17 protein-coding genes and 1 pseudogene are annotated in these 17,335 nt (G+C 64.6%); 10 read left to right on the top strand and 8 right to left on the bottom strand.

What is annotated here, in order from left to right:
- Positions 1-108 precede the first annotated feature (108 nt).
- From X265_RS16780 to X265_RS16800, 5 genes are all read left to right on the top strand, one after another.
- A complete protein-coding gene (locus X265_RS16780; protein ID WP_128965806.1) occupies positions 109-762 on the top strand; it encodes a tetratricopeptide repeat protein in 654 nt (217 codons plus the stop codon).
- 30 nt (positions 763-792) lie between these two features.
- Positions 793-1,362, top strand: a complete 570-nt coding sequence (locus X265_RS16785) for a hypothetical protein (RefSeq protein WP_128965807.1) — start codon at positions 793-795, stop codon at positions 1,360-1,362.
- 49 nt (positions 1,363-1,411) lie between these two features.
- Complete coding sequence (gene der / locus X265_RS16790) at positions 1,412-2,794, top strand: ribosome biogenesis GTPase Der (protein WP_128965808.1); 1,383 nt, start codon at positions 1,412-1,414, stop codon at positions 2,792-2,794.
- Positions 2,795-2,988: 194 nt separating this feature from the next.
- Positions 2,989-4,035 (top strand): hypothetical protein, encoded by a 1,047-nt coding sequence (locus X265_RS16795; RefSeq protein ID WP_128965809.1) that lies wholly within the window; start codon positions 2,989-2,991, stop codon positions 4,033-4,035.
- Positions 4,036-4,049: 14 nt separating this feature from the next.
- Positions 4,050-4,346 carry a hypothetical protein gene (locus tag X265_RS16800; RefSeq protein ID WP_128965810.1) on the top strand — a complete coding sequence of 99 codons (297 nt, stop codon included), beginning with the start codon at positions 4,050-4,052 and terminating at the stop codon, positions 4,344-4,346.
- An 81-nt stretch (positions 4,347-4,427) separates the two neighbouring features.
- Here the strand turns inward: X265_RS16800 and X265_RS16805 are convergent, their stop codons facing one another.
- From X265_RS16805 to radA, 6 genes are all read right to left on the bottom strand, one after another.
- Positions 4,428-5,654, bottom strand: a complete 1,227-nt coding sequence (locus X265_RS16805) for an ABC transporter substrate-binding protein (protein ID WP_128965811.1) — start codon at positions 5,652-5,654, stop codon at positions 4,428-4,430.
- Positions 5,655-5,874: 220 nt separating this feature from the next.
- Positions 5,875-6,615: an SDR family NAD(P)-dependent oxidoreductase gene (locus X265_RS16810; RefSeq protein WP_128965812.1), complete on the bottom strand. Its 741-nt coding sequence runs from the start codon at positions 6,613-6,615 to the stop codon at positions 5,875-5,877.
- An 87-nt stretch (positions 6,616-6,702) separates the two neighbouring features.
- Positions 6,703-6,846, bottom strand: coding sequence for a hypothetical protein (locus tag X265_RS40510; RefSeq protein ID WP_164938626.1), 144 nt, complete (start codon positions 6,844-6,846; stop codon positions 6,703-6,705).
- A gap of 16 nt (positions 6,847-6,862) precedes the next feature.
- On the bottom strand, positions 6,863-8,374 hold the full coding sequence (gene purF, locus X265_RS16815; protein WP_128965813.1) for an amidophosphoribosyltransferase: 1,512 nt from the start codon (positions 8,372-8,374) through the stop codon (positions 6,863-6,865).
- Between the two features lie 28 nt (positions 8,375-8,402).
- The gene (locus tag X265_RS16820) at positions 8,403-9,032 is read right to left on the bottom strand and encodes a CvpA family protein (protein ID WP_092294521.1); all 630 of its coding nucleotides are present in this window, start codon (positions 9,030-9,032) and stop codon (positions 8,403-8,405) included.
- A gap of 168 nt (positions 9,033-9,200) precedes the next feature.
- Entirely contained in the window at positions 9,201-10,649 is a 1,449-nt protein-coding gene (gene radA, locus X265_RS16825; RefSeq protein ID WP_128965814.1) for a DNA repair protein RadA, read from the bottom strand.
- Positions 10,650-10,851: 202 nt separating this feature from the next.
- On the opposite strand from radA, the gene X265_RS16830 reads away from it, so the two are divergent.
- Complete coding sequence (locus tag X265_RS16830; protein ID WP_164938627.1) at positions 10,852-12,009, top strand: ABC transporter substrate-binding protein; 1,158 nt, start codon at positions 10,852-10,854, stop codon at positions 12,007-12,009.
- Between the two features lie 17 nt (positions 12,010-12,026).
- Positions 12,027-14,048: pseudogene (locus tag X265_RS16835) on the top strand (putative bifunctional diguanylate cyclase/phosphodiesterase); the annotation flags it as partial.
- Positions 14,049-14,065: 17 nt separating this feature from the next.
- On the opposite strand, the gene X265_RS16840 reads toward X265_RS16835, so the two are convergent.
- The gene (locus X265_RS16840; RefSeq protein ID WP_128965816.1) at positions 14,066-14,791 is read right to left on the bottom strand and encodes a sulfite exporter TauE/SafE family protein; all 726 of its coding nucleotides are present in this window, start codon (positions 14,789-14,791) and stop codon (positions 14,066-14,068) included.
- A 201-nt stretch (positions 14,792-14,992) separates the two neighbouring features.
- On the opposite strand from X265_RS16840, the gene X265_RS16845 reads away from it, so the two are divergent.
- Together X265_RS16845 and X265_RS16850 are read left to right on the top strand one after the other, a co-directional pair.
- On the top strand, positions 14,993-15,361 hold the full coding sequence (locus X265_RS16845) for a GFA family protein (protein ID WP_128965817.1): 369 nt from the start codon (positions 14,993-14,995) through the stop codon (positions 15,359-15,361).
- Between the two features lie 97 nt (positions 15,362-15,458).
- On the top strand, positions 15,459-16,277 hold the full coding sequence (locus tag X265_RS16850; RefSeq protein WP_128965818.1) for an SGNH/GDSL hydrolase family protein: 819 nt from the start codon (positions 15,459-15,461) through the stop codon (positions 16,275-16,277).
- Between the two features lie 15 nt (positions 16,278-16,292).
- On the opposite strand, the gene X265_RS16855 is transcribed toward X265_RS16850, so the two are convergent.
- Entirely contained in the window at positions 16,293-17,066 is a 774-nt protein-coding gene (locus X265_RS16855; protein WP_128965819.1) for an exodeoxyribonuclease III, read from the bottom strand.
- A 40-nt stretch (positions 17,067-17,106) separates the two neighbouring features.
- Here X265_RS16855 and X265_RS16860 point away from each other — a divergent pair, with 40 nt between their 5' ends.
- On the top strand, positions 17,107-17,325 hold the full coding sequence (locus X265_RS16860) for a cysteine rich repeat-containing protein (protein ID WP_128965820.1): 219 nt from the start codon (positions 17,107-17,109) through the stop codon (positions 17,323-17,325).
- Positions 17,326-17,335: the final 10 nt, after the last annotated feature.

Below are 17,335 nucleotides of genomic sequence, written 5' to 3' on the forward strand. Positions count from 1 at the left end.
TGCCTTGCCACCGCCATATCGATAGGGTATCGCCGCCGCGACGTGGGGACGGGGTTTGGACGCGCGCGATCTGGCGCGCGCTCCCGGCCGGGCATGGGATTAGCTTAAGTGTCTGAATTATTTGACGAAGTCGACGAGGAAGTACGTCGCGAGCAGCTCAAAAAGCTGTGGGACAAATATTCGCTCTACTTCATCGCCCTGATGGTGCTGATCGTGGCGGCCGTCGGCGGCTGGCGCGGCTACCAGTACCTGGAGGCCAAGAAGGCCGCCGAGGCCGGCGCGGTCTTCGACAAGGCCGTCGAGCTGTCGGAGCAGGGCAAGCATGCGGAGGCCGAGACCGCCTTCGCCGATCTCGCCGCCAAGGCGCCGTCCGGCTATCGCACGCTGGCACGACTTCGCGCCGCGGCCGAAAGCGCGGCTCGCGATCCCAAGGCTGCGGCCAAGATGTATGACGACATCGCTGCCGACCGCAGCATCGGCAGCGAGTGGCAGGACCTGGCGAAGGTTCGCGCGGCCGGCCTGCTGGTGGACAGCGCCTCCTATGCCGACATGCAGCAGCGGCTGGAATCCTCCGCCGATCCCAAATCGACCTTCCGCCACACCGCCCGCGAATTGCTGGCGCTGTCGGCTTGGCGCAACAACGACATGACCGCGGCCCGCAAATGGCTCGACGCGATTGCCGAGGACGGCGAGACGCCGCCCGGCCTGCGCTCGCGCGCCGAGGCGCTTCAGGCCCTGCTGCCGCCCGTCGCCAAGAGCTGACGACGGCCCTCTGACTAAACGAGATCCAAGATGCGCCGCACGCCACGTTTGATCGCAGCTGCCGTCCTGATCGCCTTCACGGGCGTTCTGAGCGGTTGCTCCAGCTTCGATCCGAGTGATCTGCTCGACTTCCTCGACACCAAGAAGAAGCTGCCCGGCGAGCGCAAGCCTGTTTTCCCCGAGGGCGTGCCGGGTCTGGAGCAGGGTGTTCCCAAAGAGATGTACAAGGGCGCGCAGCAGCAGGACCCGAACGCGCCCGCCGTCGCTGCGCTTCCTGCCGAGCCACCGCCGGCCGAACCCGCGAAGCCGACCAAGTCCGCCAAGGGGAAGAAGACCAGGCAGACGACGCCCACCGCTGCCGCACCGGCTGAAGCGCCGGCCGGTGAGGTCGACGGCGAGGCCCAGCCCGAGGCGGCACCGGCGCCGGCCGCCCCGCCGCCGAAGCACAAGATCGTCCGCAAGCGCACCACCGCGCCGCCGCCGGACCAGCAACCCGCACAGCAGCCGGCGCAGTCGGCCCAGACCACCCAGCCACAGCCGGCGCAGCAGCCCCAGGGCGCTTTCCCCGCGCCGCTGCCGAGCGGCAGCTTCTCGCGCTAGTTTTCTCATTGCATTGACAGGCGCGGCCCCGGCAGCGCACGAATGACCGATGTCCTTTTCGATCGCCATCATCGGCCGACCCAATGTCGGCAAGTCGACGCTGTTCAACCGCCTGGTCGGACAGAAGCTCGCGCTCGTCGATGACCTGCCTGGCGTCACCCGCGACCGCCGCGAGGGCGAAGTTAGACTGGGCGACCTCGAGTTCACCATCATCGATACCGCCGGTCTCGACGAGGGCGCCAAGGGCTCGCTGACCGCACGCATGCAGGAACAGACCGAGGCCGCGATCGCGCAGGCCGATGCGCTGTTCTTCGTCATTGATGCCCGCATCGGTCTCACGCCGACCGATCGCGCCTTCGCCGATTTCGCGCGCAAGGCCAACAAGCCGGTGCTGCTGGTCGCCAACAAGAGCGAAGGCAAGCACGGCGACGCCGGCGCGATGGAGTCCTTTGCGCTTGGTCTCGGCGATCCCATCCAGATCTCGGCCGAGCATGGTGAGGGCATGGGCGAGCTTTACGACGCGCTCGCCAAGCTGATGCCGCCGCCTGTCGAGGAGGATGATGCAGAGGACGACGAGCCGCTCTCCGAGGAAGAGGCCGCGACGCGTCCGATCCGGGTCGCCATCGTCGGCCGGCCCAACGCCGGCAAGTCGACGCTGATCAACCATTTGCTCGGCGAGGAACGGCTGCTGACGAGCCCTGAGGCCGGCACCACGCGCGATTCCATCGCGGTCGAGATCAACTGGAAGGGCCGCGATTTCCGCGTGTTCGATACCGCCGGTCTTCGCCGCCGCTCGCGTATCGAGGAGAAGCTGGAGAAGCTCTCGGTTGCGGATGCGCTGCGCGCGGTGCGCTTTGCCGAAGTGGTCGTGCTGATGATGGACACGCAGAACCGCTTCGAGGAGCAGGATCTGCGTATCGCCGACCTGATCGAGCGCGAGGGCCGCGCGGTCGTGCTCGCCGTCAACAAATGGGACCTGATGGAGACCAAGGGCGGCGGCGCGATTTCCACTCTGCGTCGCGATGCCGACCATTGGCTGCCGCAGCTCAAGGGCGTGCCGATCGTCGCCGTCTCCGGCCTGATGGGCGAAGGCATCGATCGCCTCATGCAGGCGATCCAGGATGCCTACGCGATCTGGAACAGGCGCGTGCCGACATCCGCGCTCAATCGCTGGTTCGAGCAGGCGGTCCAGGCCAATCCGCCGCCCGCGGTATCCGGCCGCCGGCTGAAGCTGAATTACATCACGCAGACCAAGGCGCGTCCGCCGAGCTTCGTGCTGTTCTGCTCGCGCGCCGATGCCGTGCCGCAGTCCTACTTGCGCTACCTCGTCAACTCGATGCGCGAGACCTTCGAGCTGCCGGGCACGCCGGTGCGCATCACCTTGCGCGAGAAGGCCAACCCGTTCGCGCACAAGCGCAAGCGGCCGTCGTGAGCGGACGGGTCGGCTGCCTGAACGACTGAGGCGCGATTTTTCGCGTCGGCCATCTTCGCGTAAGTGCTCTTTGAGCAACAGTTCGAGAATCTTGGCGAGACCCGCTGGACTGCCGGCGTCGGCGAGCGCAACCTTAAATTTTCATATCGTGATTACGCAGCCGCGCTGATGTGCGCGGCTGAGCGGAGGCTATTGTGATAAAACGGAGCTTTTTCGCTGCCGTCGCAATCCTGTCTCTCCTGTCTACAGGTTGCGCGATCCATCCACTGCCGGAGAACGTGACGGGCGTATCGACCTATCATATCGTTCGCCAAATCCGATGCGAGAGCCGCGATACGCTTCGCCGGTTTGTCATCAAGTGGCTCCACCGGATCGGTCCGCAACTTCCAATGGCTGAAGATCTTGCTCTGCAGTACGAGCAAGAGCCGGCGTCCATAAGGAATTTCCACTACAACCTATTCAAGGGAGCTGCGCTTGTTCGTGTGCGCTCCGCTGCAAAGCTGTTTTACGACGCTGGGCTTGCCTACAGTTTCGATCTCACCATGACGGAGGACAATAATTTGTCCACCGACGTCAACTTTCTCAAGCCTCTTACCAACTCGCAATACACGCTCGGTCTGCACGGTTCAGCCAACAGGGCGCGGGTCAATCAGCGCACATTCACCGCGACGGATACTTTCAGCGGCCTGCTGACAAAGGTACCCGAAGGGTATTGTGAAGGAAAAGTCGTCGGGCCCAACTACATCTATCCGATCGCTGGGCGAATTGGCATCGATGCTGTGATCGAGGACTTTATCAATCTGACGCTGTTTGCCAACCTGGCAGGTGACGATGCCAAGCCGGGAGTTGGCGGCAGTCCTCCTACGATGGCCGACAAGCTCACCTTTACCACGACCGTGTCGGCCTCTGTGGTGCCAGGGGTGACATTTACTCCCGTGACGGATGCATTCCAATTGTCGAGTGCGACCGGAAACGGACTTGCCGATCGGACCGACGTGCATCAGGTGACAGTGGGAGTTGCGATTGCGCCCACGCGGATCGCCGAGTTGGATCCACTTCGCTCCTACCTTTTTTCCTCATCTCGCGGGGGAGTTGCGAGCGATCCGGCTGATCAGATTACGCGGAGTCCTCTTATTGTCGGTCGGCGCGTGATCGGAGGCGGCAGCCCGTCCGAACGGCTCGCGGTGCTGGCCGCGGACCAGGCCAAGAGTCCCGAAGTTGAAATCAGGCGGTTGCGATAACTAAGGAGGGTATTATGGCGAAAAAGGCTAAGAAGGCTAGCAAGGCTGCGAAAAAGTCGTCTTCGACAACGAAGATGCTCAGAGTTCCGCTGCACTCCGTCGTGCATTTTGTTCGAATGCTCCAGGACGAAAAGCATGCCGCCAACTTCGTGAAGGCAGCCCGGGATTCAAATGCGGTCGTGGCTCTCCATCCCGCAACGGTCGACTTCGTCAGGAATTTCGTTGCGGACAAGCAACTCCACCACGCAATGGTGACCAAGGTGGTTGATCCATGTCCGGGCGATCCTTTCGAGTGCCATTTTAGAGACTAGTTCGGCACGGCCTCCAAGAACGTGGATGCCCGGGACAAGCCCGGGCATGATGTCGTGGAGGCGTGCGCGACCGCTACGCGGTCACTTCTTCACCAGCGGGCACTCGCTGTCCTTGAGCGGCCTTGCCGCATCTTCCGCCGGGATATTCGCAACCAGCTTGTAATAGTCCCACGGTCCCTTCGATTCCTCCGGCTTCTTCACCTCGAACAGGTAGGCCGGGATGATGCGGCGACCGTCCTCGCGCAGCGGGCCCTTGCCGAACAGCGGATCGTCCGTCGGGATTTCCTTCATCTTGGCGACGACCTTGGCGCCGTCATGCGGATTGCCGCCGAGCGCCTCGAGCGCCTTGAGGTAATGGATCACGCCGGCATAGTTGCCGGCCTGGGTCATCGAGGGCATCGCGTGGTTGGCCACCTTCTCCTGGAAGCGCTTGGACCAGGCGCGGGTGTTGTCGTTCAGATCCCAATAGAAGGATTCGGTGAAGGTCAGGCCGTGCGCGGTCTTGAGGCCGAGCGAGTGGACGTCGTTGATGAAGAGCAGCAGCGCGGCGAGCTTCTGGCCGCCTTCGACGATGCCGAACTCGGCCGCCTGCTTGATCGAATTGGTGGTGTCGCCGCCGGCATTGGCAAGCCCGATGATCTTCGCCTTCGAGTTCTGCGCCTGGAGCAGGAACGACGAGAAGTCGGACGTGTTGAGCGGATGCTTGACGCCGCCGAGCACCTTGCCGCCGTTCGCGGTGACAACGGCACTCGTGTCGCGCTCGAGCGCGGCGCCGAAGGCGTAGTCGGCGGTCAGGAAGAACCAGCTATCGCCGCCGGCCTTGGTCAGCGCCTTGCCGGTGCCGTTGGCGAGCATGTAGGTGTCGTAGGTGTAGGAGATGGTGTTGGCGTTGCAGGCCTTGCCGGTGAGATCGGCGCTGGCGCCGCCATTGTTGAGCAGGACGACGTTCTTTTCCTTGGCGACGTTGCTGACCGCCAGGGCCACGCCGGAGTTCGGCGTGTCGGTGATCATGTCGACCTTCTGGGTGTCGATCCACTGCCGCGCGATGTTGACGCCGACATCAGGCTTGTTCTGGTGGTCGCCGCTGACCACTTCGATTTTCCAGCCCTTGGCAAGCAGGCCGGAATCCTCGACTGCCATCTTGACCGCCGCCACGGAGCCGGGGCCGCCGATATCCGCGTAGAGGCTGGACATGTCGTTGAGCACGCCGATCGTGACGGTCTTGTCCTGAGCGTAGGCGGATGATGCAAAACCGAAGGCAGCGCAGGCGAGAAGGGCCGCAGAGCGGCGCGCGAACGTCGTCGTCATAAAGGATTTCCTCCATTGTCAAATATGCGGACAGCTCTCTTGCGGAGCCTTGTTCCGGCTGTTGGCTCTACCGTGTCCCGCGGGCCCCGGCAATGCGCCTAAAGCCGGACGACGCTGCGCCGTCGCGTCATCCGTCGGTTAACTCTGGGGCAAAGATGCGTTGAGACGCTATTTCAGCGCGTCCGAGGCAGCTCGAGCGTCTGCATTATTGAGCCGATGGTCACGCCGGCGCGCGGAAGCTCATCAGGCTGCGCGTCTTGTAGTCGTAGAACTTGCCGGTCTCGGTCCAGTCGGGCGCGCACAGCGGCACGATGAGTTCGGCGACCTGCTCGGGCGTGTCGAGCGTCGCCGGGTCCTCGCCCGGCATCAGCGTGGCGCGCATGCGGGTGCGGACCGGGCCCGGATTGAACAGGTTGACGCGGATCTTCGTGTTCGCGGTCTCGTGCGCCCAGGCGCGGGCCAGCGTCTCCAGCGCGGCCTTGGAGGCGGCGTAGGGGCTGACATAGGCGGTCGCCTTGTTGGCGGCGCCCGAGGTGATGAACACGGCGCGGCCAGCGTCTGACTGCTTGAGCAGCGGCTCCATGCAGCGGATCAGCTGGAAGTTGGCGGAGACGTTGACGGCTATGACGTCGTTGAACGTCTTCAGCTCGATATGGCCGATCGGCGAGGAGGGACCGAGCACGCCGGCATTGCCGACGAGGATGTCGAGCTTGCCATAGCGCTCGTGCAAGCCTGCGCCGAGCCGCGCGATGCCGTCGGTATCCGTGAGGTTGAGTGGTACCAGCGTGGCGCTGCCGCCCACTTTGCGGATCTCGTCGTCCAGCTCCTCGAGCCCTCCTTGCGTGCGCGCGGTGGCGACGATATGCGCGCCGGCCTTCGCCAGCGCGAGCGCCGTGGCAAAGCCGATGCCGCGCGAGGCGCCGGTGACGAGAGCGATGCGGTTGGCGAGGGGTTTGGTCATATCCGTGTATCCACGTCTTCGCGACGGGTTTTACAGACATGGGTCACCGGGACAAGCCCGGTCTGACGCAATTATTGCCTTCACGCTCTAGCGGTCGCGGGTCAATTGCTTATTATCGTCGTTCGAGCCGCTTTCCGAGCTTTTGGGCGTGACCTTCATGCCCTGGACGAAGGCGAAGACGATGAAGCCGACCAAAAGCACCCCGCAAAGGATGGCGACGATCGTCTGCATCGGCGCCGCTGCGCCCTCAGCTCGCCTCGGCCAGCAGCGAGAGCTGCCGCGGCTGCGGCTCGGTCTGGGTCTGGTCGGTGAGGTGGGTCGGATAGGCGCCGGTGAAGCAGTGGTCCGCGAACTTCGGATTGGCGGGGTCGCGGCCGGGCTCGCCCATCGCGCGGTACATACCGTCGATCGACAGGAAGGCGAGCGAGTCGGCGCCGATGAGCTCGCGCATCTCCTCCAGCGAATGCGTCGCGGCCAGCAGGCCGCCGCGATCGGGCAGGTCGATGCCGTAATAATCGGGGTAGAGGATCGGCGGCGAGGCGAGGCGGAAATGCACTTCCTTGGCGCCGGCATCGCGCATCATGCGCACGATCTTCTTCGAGGTGGTGCCGCGCACCAGCGAGTCGTCGATCAGGATGATGCGCTTGCCTTCGATCGCGGCGCGGTTGGCCGAGTGCTTCATGCGCACGCCGGATTCGCGGATCGCCTGGGTCGGCTGGATGAAGGTGCGGCCGACATAGTGGTTGCGGATGATGCCGAGCTCGAAGGGCACGCCCGAATGCTGGCTGTAGCCGACCGCGGCGGGCACGCCGGAATCCGGCACCGGCACCACGACATCGACGGGCACATGGCTCTCGCGTGCGAGCTGCGCGCCGAATGCCTTGCGCACCTCGTAGACCGAGCGGCCGTGGACGATGGAATCCGGACGCGCGAAATAGATGTACTCGAAGATGCAGGGGCGCGGCGCCATCGGCGGGAACGGCTTGTGGATGTCCTGGCCGTTCTCGTCGAACACGATGACTTCGCCGGGTTCGATGTCGCGCACGAAGCGCGCGCCGATGATGTCGAGCGCACAGGTCTCCGACGTCAGGATCGGGCAACCGTCGAGCTCGCCGAGCACCAGCGGGCGGATGCCGCGCGGATCGCGCGAGCCGACCAGCTTCTTGTTGGTGAGCGAAACCAGGGCATAGGCGCCTTCGATCTCGCGCAGCGCGTCGATGTAGCGCTCGATGAAGCGGCTGCGTCTGGAGCGCGCCACCAGGTGCAGGATCACCTCGGTGTCGGACGTCGACTGCATCATCGCGCCGCTCTTGACGAGCTCGCGACGCAGCGTCAGGCCGTTGGAAAGGTTGCCGTTGTGAGCGACCGCGAGGCCGCCCGCGTTGAGCTCGGCGAACAGCGGCTGCACATTGCGCAGGATGGTGGCGCCGGTCGTGGCGTAGCGGACGTGGCCGACGGCCATGGTGCCGGGCAGGCGGTCGATCACCTCACGGCGGGAGAAGGTATCGCCGACGAGGCCGAGGCGGCGTTCACTGTGGAAGCGGCTGCCGTCGTAGGAGACGATGCCGGCGGCTTCCTGGCCGCGATGCTGGAGGGCGTGAAGGCCGAGCGCCGTGATGGCGGCGGCATCAGGGTGTCCGTAGATGCCGAATACACCGCACTCCTCGCGGACCGTATCTCCCTCCAGGTCGTCCTGAAGCTCTAGCGCGGCGGAGCCGGGATCGAGATCAGTATGGGCGTCCTGGTCAGGGTGTCGCATCTCGTCCGCGCCTCTCTCTAGGGCTCAATCAACGCGCCGCAGGTTTCTCGATCAGCTTCTTCAGGCTGTCACGAGCAGGCTTGCTGTACCCGTCGCCACTGCCCGAAGGCTGCTGCTCGGTATCAGCTTGATCATCGTCTGGTTTGTTTTTCTTGAATCTCTTCAAGATGGTGTTCTCGGGGTCGTCAGGCAAGAGGGACATCAGCCAATCCCCGGTTCCCTGGAGCACCACGCGGGATTTGGCCCCGGTGACCCAGTCCGGGCGCTGCTTGTCCGGCACCAGCCAGGTGAAGAACAGGAAGGCGACCACGACGATCAAAAGCCCGCGAGCGAGGCCAAACAGGAACCCGAGGGTGCGGTCCAGCGCGCCGATGCGCGAATCCAGGATCATGTCGGAGATTCGGACCGTGATCACGGAGACGACGATCAGGGTGCCCACGAACACGCCGGCGACCACGACCACGCTCGCGACCGTGTCGTTGTTGAAATAGGTCTTGGCGGTCGGCAGCAGCTTGGAGAAGGAGTACAGCGTCACGATCGCCGCGGTACCCCAGGCCGCGATCGAGAGGATTTCGCGCATGAAGCCGCGAACCATGGCAAGCAGGCCCGAGATCAGCATCACACCGAGCAGGATCAGGTCGAGGAGTGTTACTGGCATCGGCTGGTCTGGTCCGCTCGTACTCTCAAAAGGTGCTCAGCGAATCGGTGTTTGGCCGCCAGCCTAAAAGAAGGCCTGACGACGCTTCCGGCAAGGCCGCAACCACGCAATCCCATGCTGCTTTTGTGACGGCTGTATAGCGGCGGGGGCGCTTGACGTCACCTCCAGCTAACCCTCTCCACGGCGGAATCTTGCCGGTGTGGCATTTTTCTCCGCTGGAGCGCTCGACTCGCCCCGGCGCGAGCCACGGGCGGCGATTTCAGCGACCAGGGCCGTGAGGCTGTTGATCGCGTTCAGGGACAATCCGGCATCGCCACTCGCCTCACCACCCCGGGCCGATTCGGGCAGTACGGCGCGCTTGAAGCCGAGTTTTGCCGCTTCCTTGAGCCGCGCCGGGGTCTGCGCCACCGGGCGGATCACGCCGGAGAGCGAAATCTCGCCAAAATAGACCGCATCGGTGGGTAACTGCGCGTTAACCAGGGATGACACCAGTGCCGCCGCGGCGGCCATGTCGGCGGCCGGCTCGTGGATGCGCAGGCCGCCCGCGACGTTCAGATAGACGTCGTGGCCGGACAGCTTGACCCCGCAATGGGCCTCCAGCACCGCCAGCACCATCGAGAGCCGGCTCTGATCCCAGCCGACCACGGCCCGTCGCGGGGTGCCGAGCGAGGTCGGCGCCACCAGCGCCTGCAACTCGACCAGAACGGGCCGCGTGCCCTCGATCCCTGCGAACACAGCAGTGCCGGGCGTGCCGAGATCGCGCTCGGACAGGAACAGCTCGGAGGGGTTGGTGACCTCGCGCAGGCCGAGCCCGGTCATCTCGAACACGCCGATCTCGTCGGTCGGGCCGAAGCGGTTCTTGACCGCGCGAAGGATGCGGAATTGCTGCGAGCCTTCGCCCTCGAACGACATCACGGCATCGACCATGTGTTCGACGACGCGGGGTCCGGCGATCTGGCCGTCCTTGGTGACATGGCCGACCAGGATGATGGCCGCGCCGGTCTTCTTGGCGAAACGAATGAGCGCCTGTGCCGAAGCGCGCACCTGCGTCACCGTGCCGGGGGCCGACTCCACCGTGTCGGTCCACATGGTCTGGATCGAATCGATCACGATCAGCCGTGGCACCGTGCCTTCCGACAGCGTCGAGACGATATCCTCGACCGAGGTCTCGGCCGCCAGCTGCACCGGCGCATCCGACAGCCCGAGCCGCTCGGCGCGCAGCCTCACCTGGGCGATGGCCTCTTCGCCCGAGATGTAGACGATGCGGTGGCCGGCCCGAGCCATCATGCTGGTCGCCTGCGTCAACAGCGTCGACTTGCCGATTCCGGGGTCGCCGCCGACCAGCAGCACCGAGCCGCGGACGAAGCCGCCGCCGGTAACGCGATCGAGTTCGGTCAGCCCCGACGACATGCGCGGCGCATCCGGGCTCTTGCCGGCAAGGCTCTCCAGCGCGAACGTCCGCCCCTTGCGCTTGGAGCGGATCGAGACCGGCACGCTGCCGCTGGTGTCTTCCTCGGCGAGCGTATTCCACTCGCCGCAGGATTCGCACTTGCCCTGCCAGCGGTTATAGGCCGCGCCGCAGTTCTGGCAGACGAAGGAGAGCGTGTTCTTGGCCATCGGTATGGTGAGTCGGAGGTTTCAAAATGCGCTGATAGCACGGAACGGTGGGCTGCGCGGCTAGCCATCCGTGCTCCAGTTAAGGCAATTCCGTGCGGCCATACACTCTTTGTTAGCGCTATGCCGTCCCTCCGTGCCGGACTTTGCCAAATGTTAGCGGACGCAGGTCCAGTTTCGGAACCAGGATGGGGTGGCGAAACGGATGACGGTCCTCTTACGGATATTGCTCGCGGCGAGCATGGCCTTTGGCGTTCTCGTGCCGGCTGGCCGTGTCGTTGCCGCCGATGCAAAGCCGCTCAACATCGTCTTCGTGAACCCCGGCAAGACCGGCGAGGTCTACTGGGACATGGTCTCGCAGACCATGCAGGCTGCCGGCCGCAAGCTCGACGCCCATGTCGAGGTGCTGACCAGCGAGCGCAATTACCGCACCATGCAGGAGCTTGGCCTCGGCGTGGTCGCCCGTGCCGACAAGCCGGACTTCCTCATTCTCTCCAACGAGGAGTCCGCCGCCGTACCGATCCTCGAGGCGGCTGAGAAGGCGGGCATCAAGACGCTGCTGCTGTCGAACACGTTGATCGGCGAGGACGCTGTGCGGCTCGGGCCGCCGCGAGCCAAGCTCAAGAACTGGCTCGGCGACATCACGACCGATCTGACGACCGCAGGCGCGCGGATGGCGAATGCGCTGATCGGCGCAGCGCGCAACGAGAAATGGCAAAGCCCTGACGGCAAGATCCATCTGCTCGGGATCGGCGGTGACGAGATCACGCCGGCCTCGATTGCCCGCAATGCCGGTCTCCAGCTCGCGGTCGCGGCGGCGCCCGACGTGGTCGTGGACCGGATGCTGTTCGCGAACTGGACGCAGTCGGAAGCGGAGCAGGTGGCGGCCAATTACCTGGGCTGGGCGCAACGCAAGGGCATCCGCCCCGCCGGGATCTGGGCCGGTAACGATCCGATGGCGCTGGGGGCGCTCAAGGCCGTCGCGGCGGCCGGCATCACACCGGGACAGGATATCCAGATTGTCGGCCTCAACTGGTCGGAGGACGCGCTGCGTGAAATCAAGGCCGGTCGTTTGCTGCTGAGCGACGGCGGCCATTTCCTGCTCGGCGGCTGGTCGGTCGTGCTGTTGCGCGACTATGCCGACGGCTGCGACTTCGCAGCCAGCTCGCCGCATATCGAGGTCAAGACGTCGGCGATCACGCGCGACAATCTCGCCTCCGTCGCCACGCTGATCAAATCCCGGGCTTACGACCGGATCGACTTTGCGCGATTCAGGGCAAAGCAGGGACGTTGCGGCCAATACGACTTCTCCGTTGATATGCTGATTTCCTCGCTGTCACCCCCAAGCAGCGCTGGTGAATGATGCCGGACGCTGACGGGATGAACGGTCCAGCGAATCCTGCGCCATCGCGCTCGGTCGTCCGCGCGATGATTTGGGCCACCGTGCCCGTGCTGTTGCTGGTGCAATTGCTTGCGTCTGCCGGCGTCGAGGTGTCGAGCTTCTGGTCGCAGATCAGGCAGCTCGATGCCCGCATTGCCCGCGTTGCCGAGAGCCGCGCTGAACTGATCGCCGAGCCGCTCTGGAAGATGCGCTACGACCAGGTCACGGGTGTGCTCAACGAGATCATGCACGACGAGACCATCGCGGCCGCGGCCGTCTACGACGACACCGGCGTCGTGATCGCCCGGGTGGTGGCGCGGCCCACGGTCCAGGCTCTCACCGAGATCTCGCGTCCGATCGGCTACCGCAACGGCAACATCGCCGTTCAGGCCGGCCGCATCGTGATCGCCTATTCCTATGCGACGCTCTATGCGGACGCCGGCAGCAGGCTGGGGCTGCTACTCATCGTCGGCCTGCTCGGGACGCTTGCGACCATGATCGCAATGCGGATCTCCGCCAACATCTTCATCGGCAAGCCGCTGGCGGCGATGATGTCCGCGATCCAGCGCAGCAAGCAGGATGGCCGCGCCTATCCGGCGGATGTCAAATCGTCCAACGAATTCGGCCAGCTCGCGAGCGCCTTCAACGCGATGCAGCACACGACATCAGGCGCGCTTGACCGGCTCGGTCACATGGCATCGCACGATCCGCTCACGGGGCTGCCCAACCGCCGCTCGCTGTCCGAGCGTCTGGTGACCTTGAGCGGCGATGCCGGTTCGCCGGACGCGCTGATCGCGTTCTGCTTCATCGATCTCGACGATTTCAAGGGCATCAACGACACCTTCGGTCACGATGCCGGCGACAAGTTTCTGGTCCAGATCTCGGAGCGGCTTCGCGGCACGGTCGAGCCGGAAGATTGGGTCGCGCGGCTCGGCGGCGACGAGTTCGTGGTCATTCGCCCTGAGGTCGGCAATGAAGCGGCCGCAGAAGCCTTCGCGCGACAATTGCTGGAGGCGATCTCCGCGCCGATCCTGCTGCATGACAAGCAGGTCGTGCCGCGCGCCAGCATCGGCCTTGCCGTGCGCCGTGCCGGCGACCCCGAGCTGGCGCATTTGCCGGCGCTCGCCGACATTGCGCTCTACCACGCCAAGAGCAAGGCGCCCGGCACCGTGGCGGTGCTGGACGAAGCGCTGCAGCGTCACTACCGTCGCCGTCGGGATCTGGAGCTCGCGATTCCCGCAGGCTTTGCCGAGCAGCAATTCGAAGTCTGGTATCAGAGCCAGGTCGACATGATGACCGAGGAAGTCATCGGCCTGGAAGCACTCATTCGTTGGCGTCATTCCGAATATGGCGTGATCGGCCCCGGCGAATTCCTGCCGCTGATCGAACGCAGCGGAAATAACGCGCGGCTGACGCGCTACGTGCTGACCGACGCCTGCCGCGCGTTGCAGCAGCTGGCCGCTGCCGGCAAGTCGTCCATCCGGATCGCGATCAATCTGCCTCCCTCCGAATTGGCCGATCATTCGTTCGCGGCCGAATTGCGCGAGACCTGCGAGCGGTTCGGCGTCGCAGCTTCGTCGCTCGAGCTCGAGATCACGGAGGGATCGCTGATCAACAATATCGCCAGCGCGTCCGATACGCTGCGCCGGCTGCGGCGCCTGGGCGCGACCATCGCGCTCGACGATTTCGGCACGGGTTACAGCTCGCTCGCCCATCTCAGGCGCTTTCCGCTCGACAAGGTCAAGATCGACAAGGCGTTCATCCGCGAGATCCCCGAGAGCGCCGAAGACAAGGCGATCGTCGGCGTCATCGCCTCGCTCGCGGGCACGCTCGGGCTCACCCTGGTCGCCGAAGGCATCGAACGCGCCGAGCAGGCGCAGGCCATGCGCGAGATGGGCGTGAGGCTCGGCCAGGGCTTTCTGTACCACAAGCCGCAACCCCTCGATGCGGTGCTGCGCGGGCTTGCGGTGGCCGGGCGCGGTGAGGATCGCGTGCTCGCAGACAGCCCCTCGATCGCGCCGAATTCGCCGACTGAGCGCTACGGCCGTGTCGCGTTCCAGAGCATCGAGAGCCCGGCCGCGAGCATGATCGCATCCATCACCAGGCGGAACATCTCCGGTTTCAGGTGCAGTACGAATCGCTTGGCGACGAAGGCGCCCGACATCAGCGAGGAGCCCGCGATCAAGCCCTTGATGAAGACCTCGGGCGTCAGCGCGCCGAAGCGTTCGAACGTGACAGATTTCGCGAAGTAGAGGCCAAGGGAGGCGGCCGCCTCGGTCGCGAGGAAGGCGCCCTTGCTAAGACCGTAGAACAGGAACAGCGGCACGCTGAGCGGACCGGTCGAGACCACGATGCCGGTGAGATAGCCGATGATCGCGCCGCCGATCGCCAGATGCCAGAGATTGGCCCTGAGGTCGTGCCGTGCCAGCCAATGCCGTAGCGGCACCATGGCGATCAGGAAGACGCCGATGGCGAGATCGACGGCGTGCGAGGGCAGGGCGAGCAGCGTCCGCGCGCCGAGCGCCGCGGCCGGAATGCCCGTGACCGAATAGGCCGCGCAGGCCCGCCAGTCGACCTCGCGCCACCACGCGAGGATCCGCGAAAGATTCGCCATCACCGAGGCGACTGCCATGATCGGCACGGCCTCCTTCGGCCCATTGGCATAGACCAGCACCGGCATCAGCATGATCGACGAGCCCGTGCCGACGATGCCGGAGATGGTGCCCGCGACGAGGCCGACGGTGAGGACGAAGAGGAACGCCAACGACAGGGCTCCGGGAGATCGGGGAAATTGAGGATCCCCGCCTGGCTCTGCTCGCAGCGGACGGAGTTCGTTCATGGTGACATCCTGCCACTGCTGTGCATGGGGTTGTTTTCAGGATCTTGCTTGGGCGTCAGCGCTGCTGACAGCATGTTGGCAGCAGCGTCCGGCTACGACCATCTCCTGACAAGCGGGGAACGGATCATGCCGATCGAGGCAAGCTGCCATTGCGGTGAGACGGTGTTCGAGGTGACCGAGGCGCCTGCGAGCGTGACGCGCTGCACGTGCTCGCTCTGCGCCAAGCGTGGCGCGTTGCGGGCCTATTACACGCCCGCGCAATTTCGCCTGCTGTCACCTGTCGACAACGTTGCGACCTATCTCTGGGGCAGCCGCACCGTCAAACATCATTTCTGTGCGAGCTGCGGCTGCGGGACCTTCTCGGAATCGCCCGACTGGTCGACGGGAAAGCCTGACTTCGACAATCCCAGGGTCGGCGTCAACGCGCGTCTATTCGACGATTTCGATCTCGACGCGGTGCCGGTGAACGTGATCGACGGCAAGAATTTGTGGTGAGGACGCAGCGCCCCGCATATCTGCCCGCAGCGGCGTCCTCTTGAGGTGCTCTCGAAAAGCTGATTTGTTTCCGGCCCGAGAAAAACGGGAGGAAGCCATGATGCGTCTTTTTACGCGAGTGATGCTCGCGGCGATTGTGCTCGCTGCGGCCGGCTTCGATGCAGCGCAGGCGCAGACCAAGCCCAAGGTCACGACGCTGGGTCCGGACTTCCCCAAGGCCGCGCTGTTCGTCGGCAACAGCTTCTTCTACTACAACAACGGCATGCCGGGCCATCTGACGTTGATGGAGCGGGCAGCCGACGCTGCGAACAAGGCGACCTATCGCAACACCATGGTGACGATCGGCGGCTCCGGGCTCGACTGGCACGACATGGACAATCTGCTGCGGCCGGGCGGGCTCGGCGCTTATTCCTTCGACGAGCAGAACGTCGTGAAGTTCAACAAGCCAGGCCGGCAGTACGACGCGGTCGTGATGATGGACTGCAGCCAGTGCCCGATCCATCCGCAATTGAAAGACGCGTTCACGAGCTTTGCGAAGAAAGACAGCGAGATCGTTCGCGCCCACGGCATGCGTCCGGTGCTGTTCATGTCCTGGGCCTATGCCGACAAGCCGGAAATGACGGAAGAGCTCGCCGAGGCCTACACGCTCGCCGGCAACACCAATGACGCGCTCGTCATTCCCGCGGGCCTCGCCTTCGCGCGCGTCCGCAAGCTGCAGCCTGAGCTCAATCTCTATGCGCCGGACAAGCGCCATCCGAGTCCGGCAGGTACGTATCTGGCGGCCTGCGTGACGCTCGCTGCGCTGAGCGGCCGCTCGCCCATCGGCAATTCCTACATGACCGGGGTCGATCCGGAGACGGCGCAATTGCTACAGAAGGCGGCATGGGAGACGGTGCAGGACTATTACGGGCGCTGACCCGCGGCAGCGGCACTACTGCTTCAGCACCACCCACGCCGGCGCGTGGTCGCTGGCGCCGTCCTCGCCGCGAACCTTCCTGTCGACACCGGCCCTAGCGAGGCGCGAGGTGAGGGCAGGGCTCAACAGCAGATGGTCAAGCCGCAAGCCCGCATCGCGCGGCCAGCGGTTTCGCTTGTAGTCCCAGAACGTGTAAATGCGCTGGTCCGGGTGCAGCTCGCGGATCGCATCGCACCAGCCTTGTGCGACGAGCGAGGCAAACGCCGCGCGGCTCTTCGGCTGGATCAGCGCATCCTTGTCCCATGAACGCGTCGGATAGATGTCGATCTCATCGGGCGCGACGTTGTAGTCGCCGGCGAGCACCACGGGCAGGTCCTGCTTGATGAACGTCTTGGCGTGACGTTTCAGCCGTGCAAACCAGTCGAGCTTGTAATCGAATTTCGGCCCCGGCTGCGGATTGCCGTTGGGGAGGTAGATGCTCGTGACGATGATCCCGCGCACGGCGGCCTCGATGTAACGGGCTTCGAGATCCCCAGGCTTTCCCGGCAACCGGTCGCGCGTGAGGATAGGCTCCGTGCCACGGGCGAGGATGGCGACGCCGTTCCAGGTCTTTTGGCCACGCCAGACTGCGCCGTAACCGGCCTTTTCGATCGCTTCTGCCGGAAATTCGCCATCACTTGCCTTCAATTCCTGAAGCGCGACGACATCGGGCTTCGCCGCGCGCATCCATGCGAGCAGATTGGGCAGGCGACGGTTGATGTTGTTGATGTTGAATGTCGCAATCTTCATGTAGAGCTACCGGCTCCTGCCTTTCCTTACCGGAGATACAATGTCCAAATTGAGCTTTGCCGTTCTTGCGTTCGTCGTCGCGTTCTCCGGGACCGCTTCGGCACAATCGTCCGATACGCGCGGCGCGTGCAAGGCGGACTACGACAAATTCTGCGCCGGCATCGCTCCCGGCGGCGGCAAGATCATCGCCTGCCTGAACGCCAAGCGTGACCAGCTCAGCGCGACCTGCAAGGCGGCGCTGGACAGCCGGAAGAAGTAAGCGGCGAGGC

This window comes from Bradyrhizobium guangdongense (assembly GCF_004114975.1).
GTDB classification, from domain to species: Bacteria; Pseudomonadota; Alphaproteobacteria; order Rhizobiales; family Xanthobacteraceae; genus Bradyrhizobium; species Bradyrhizobium guangdongense.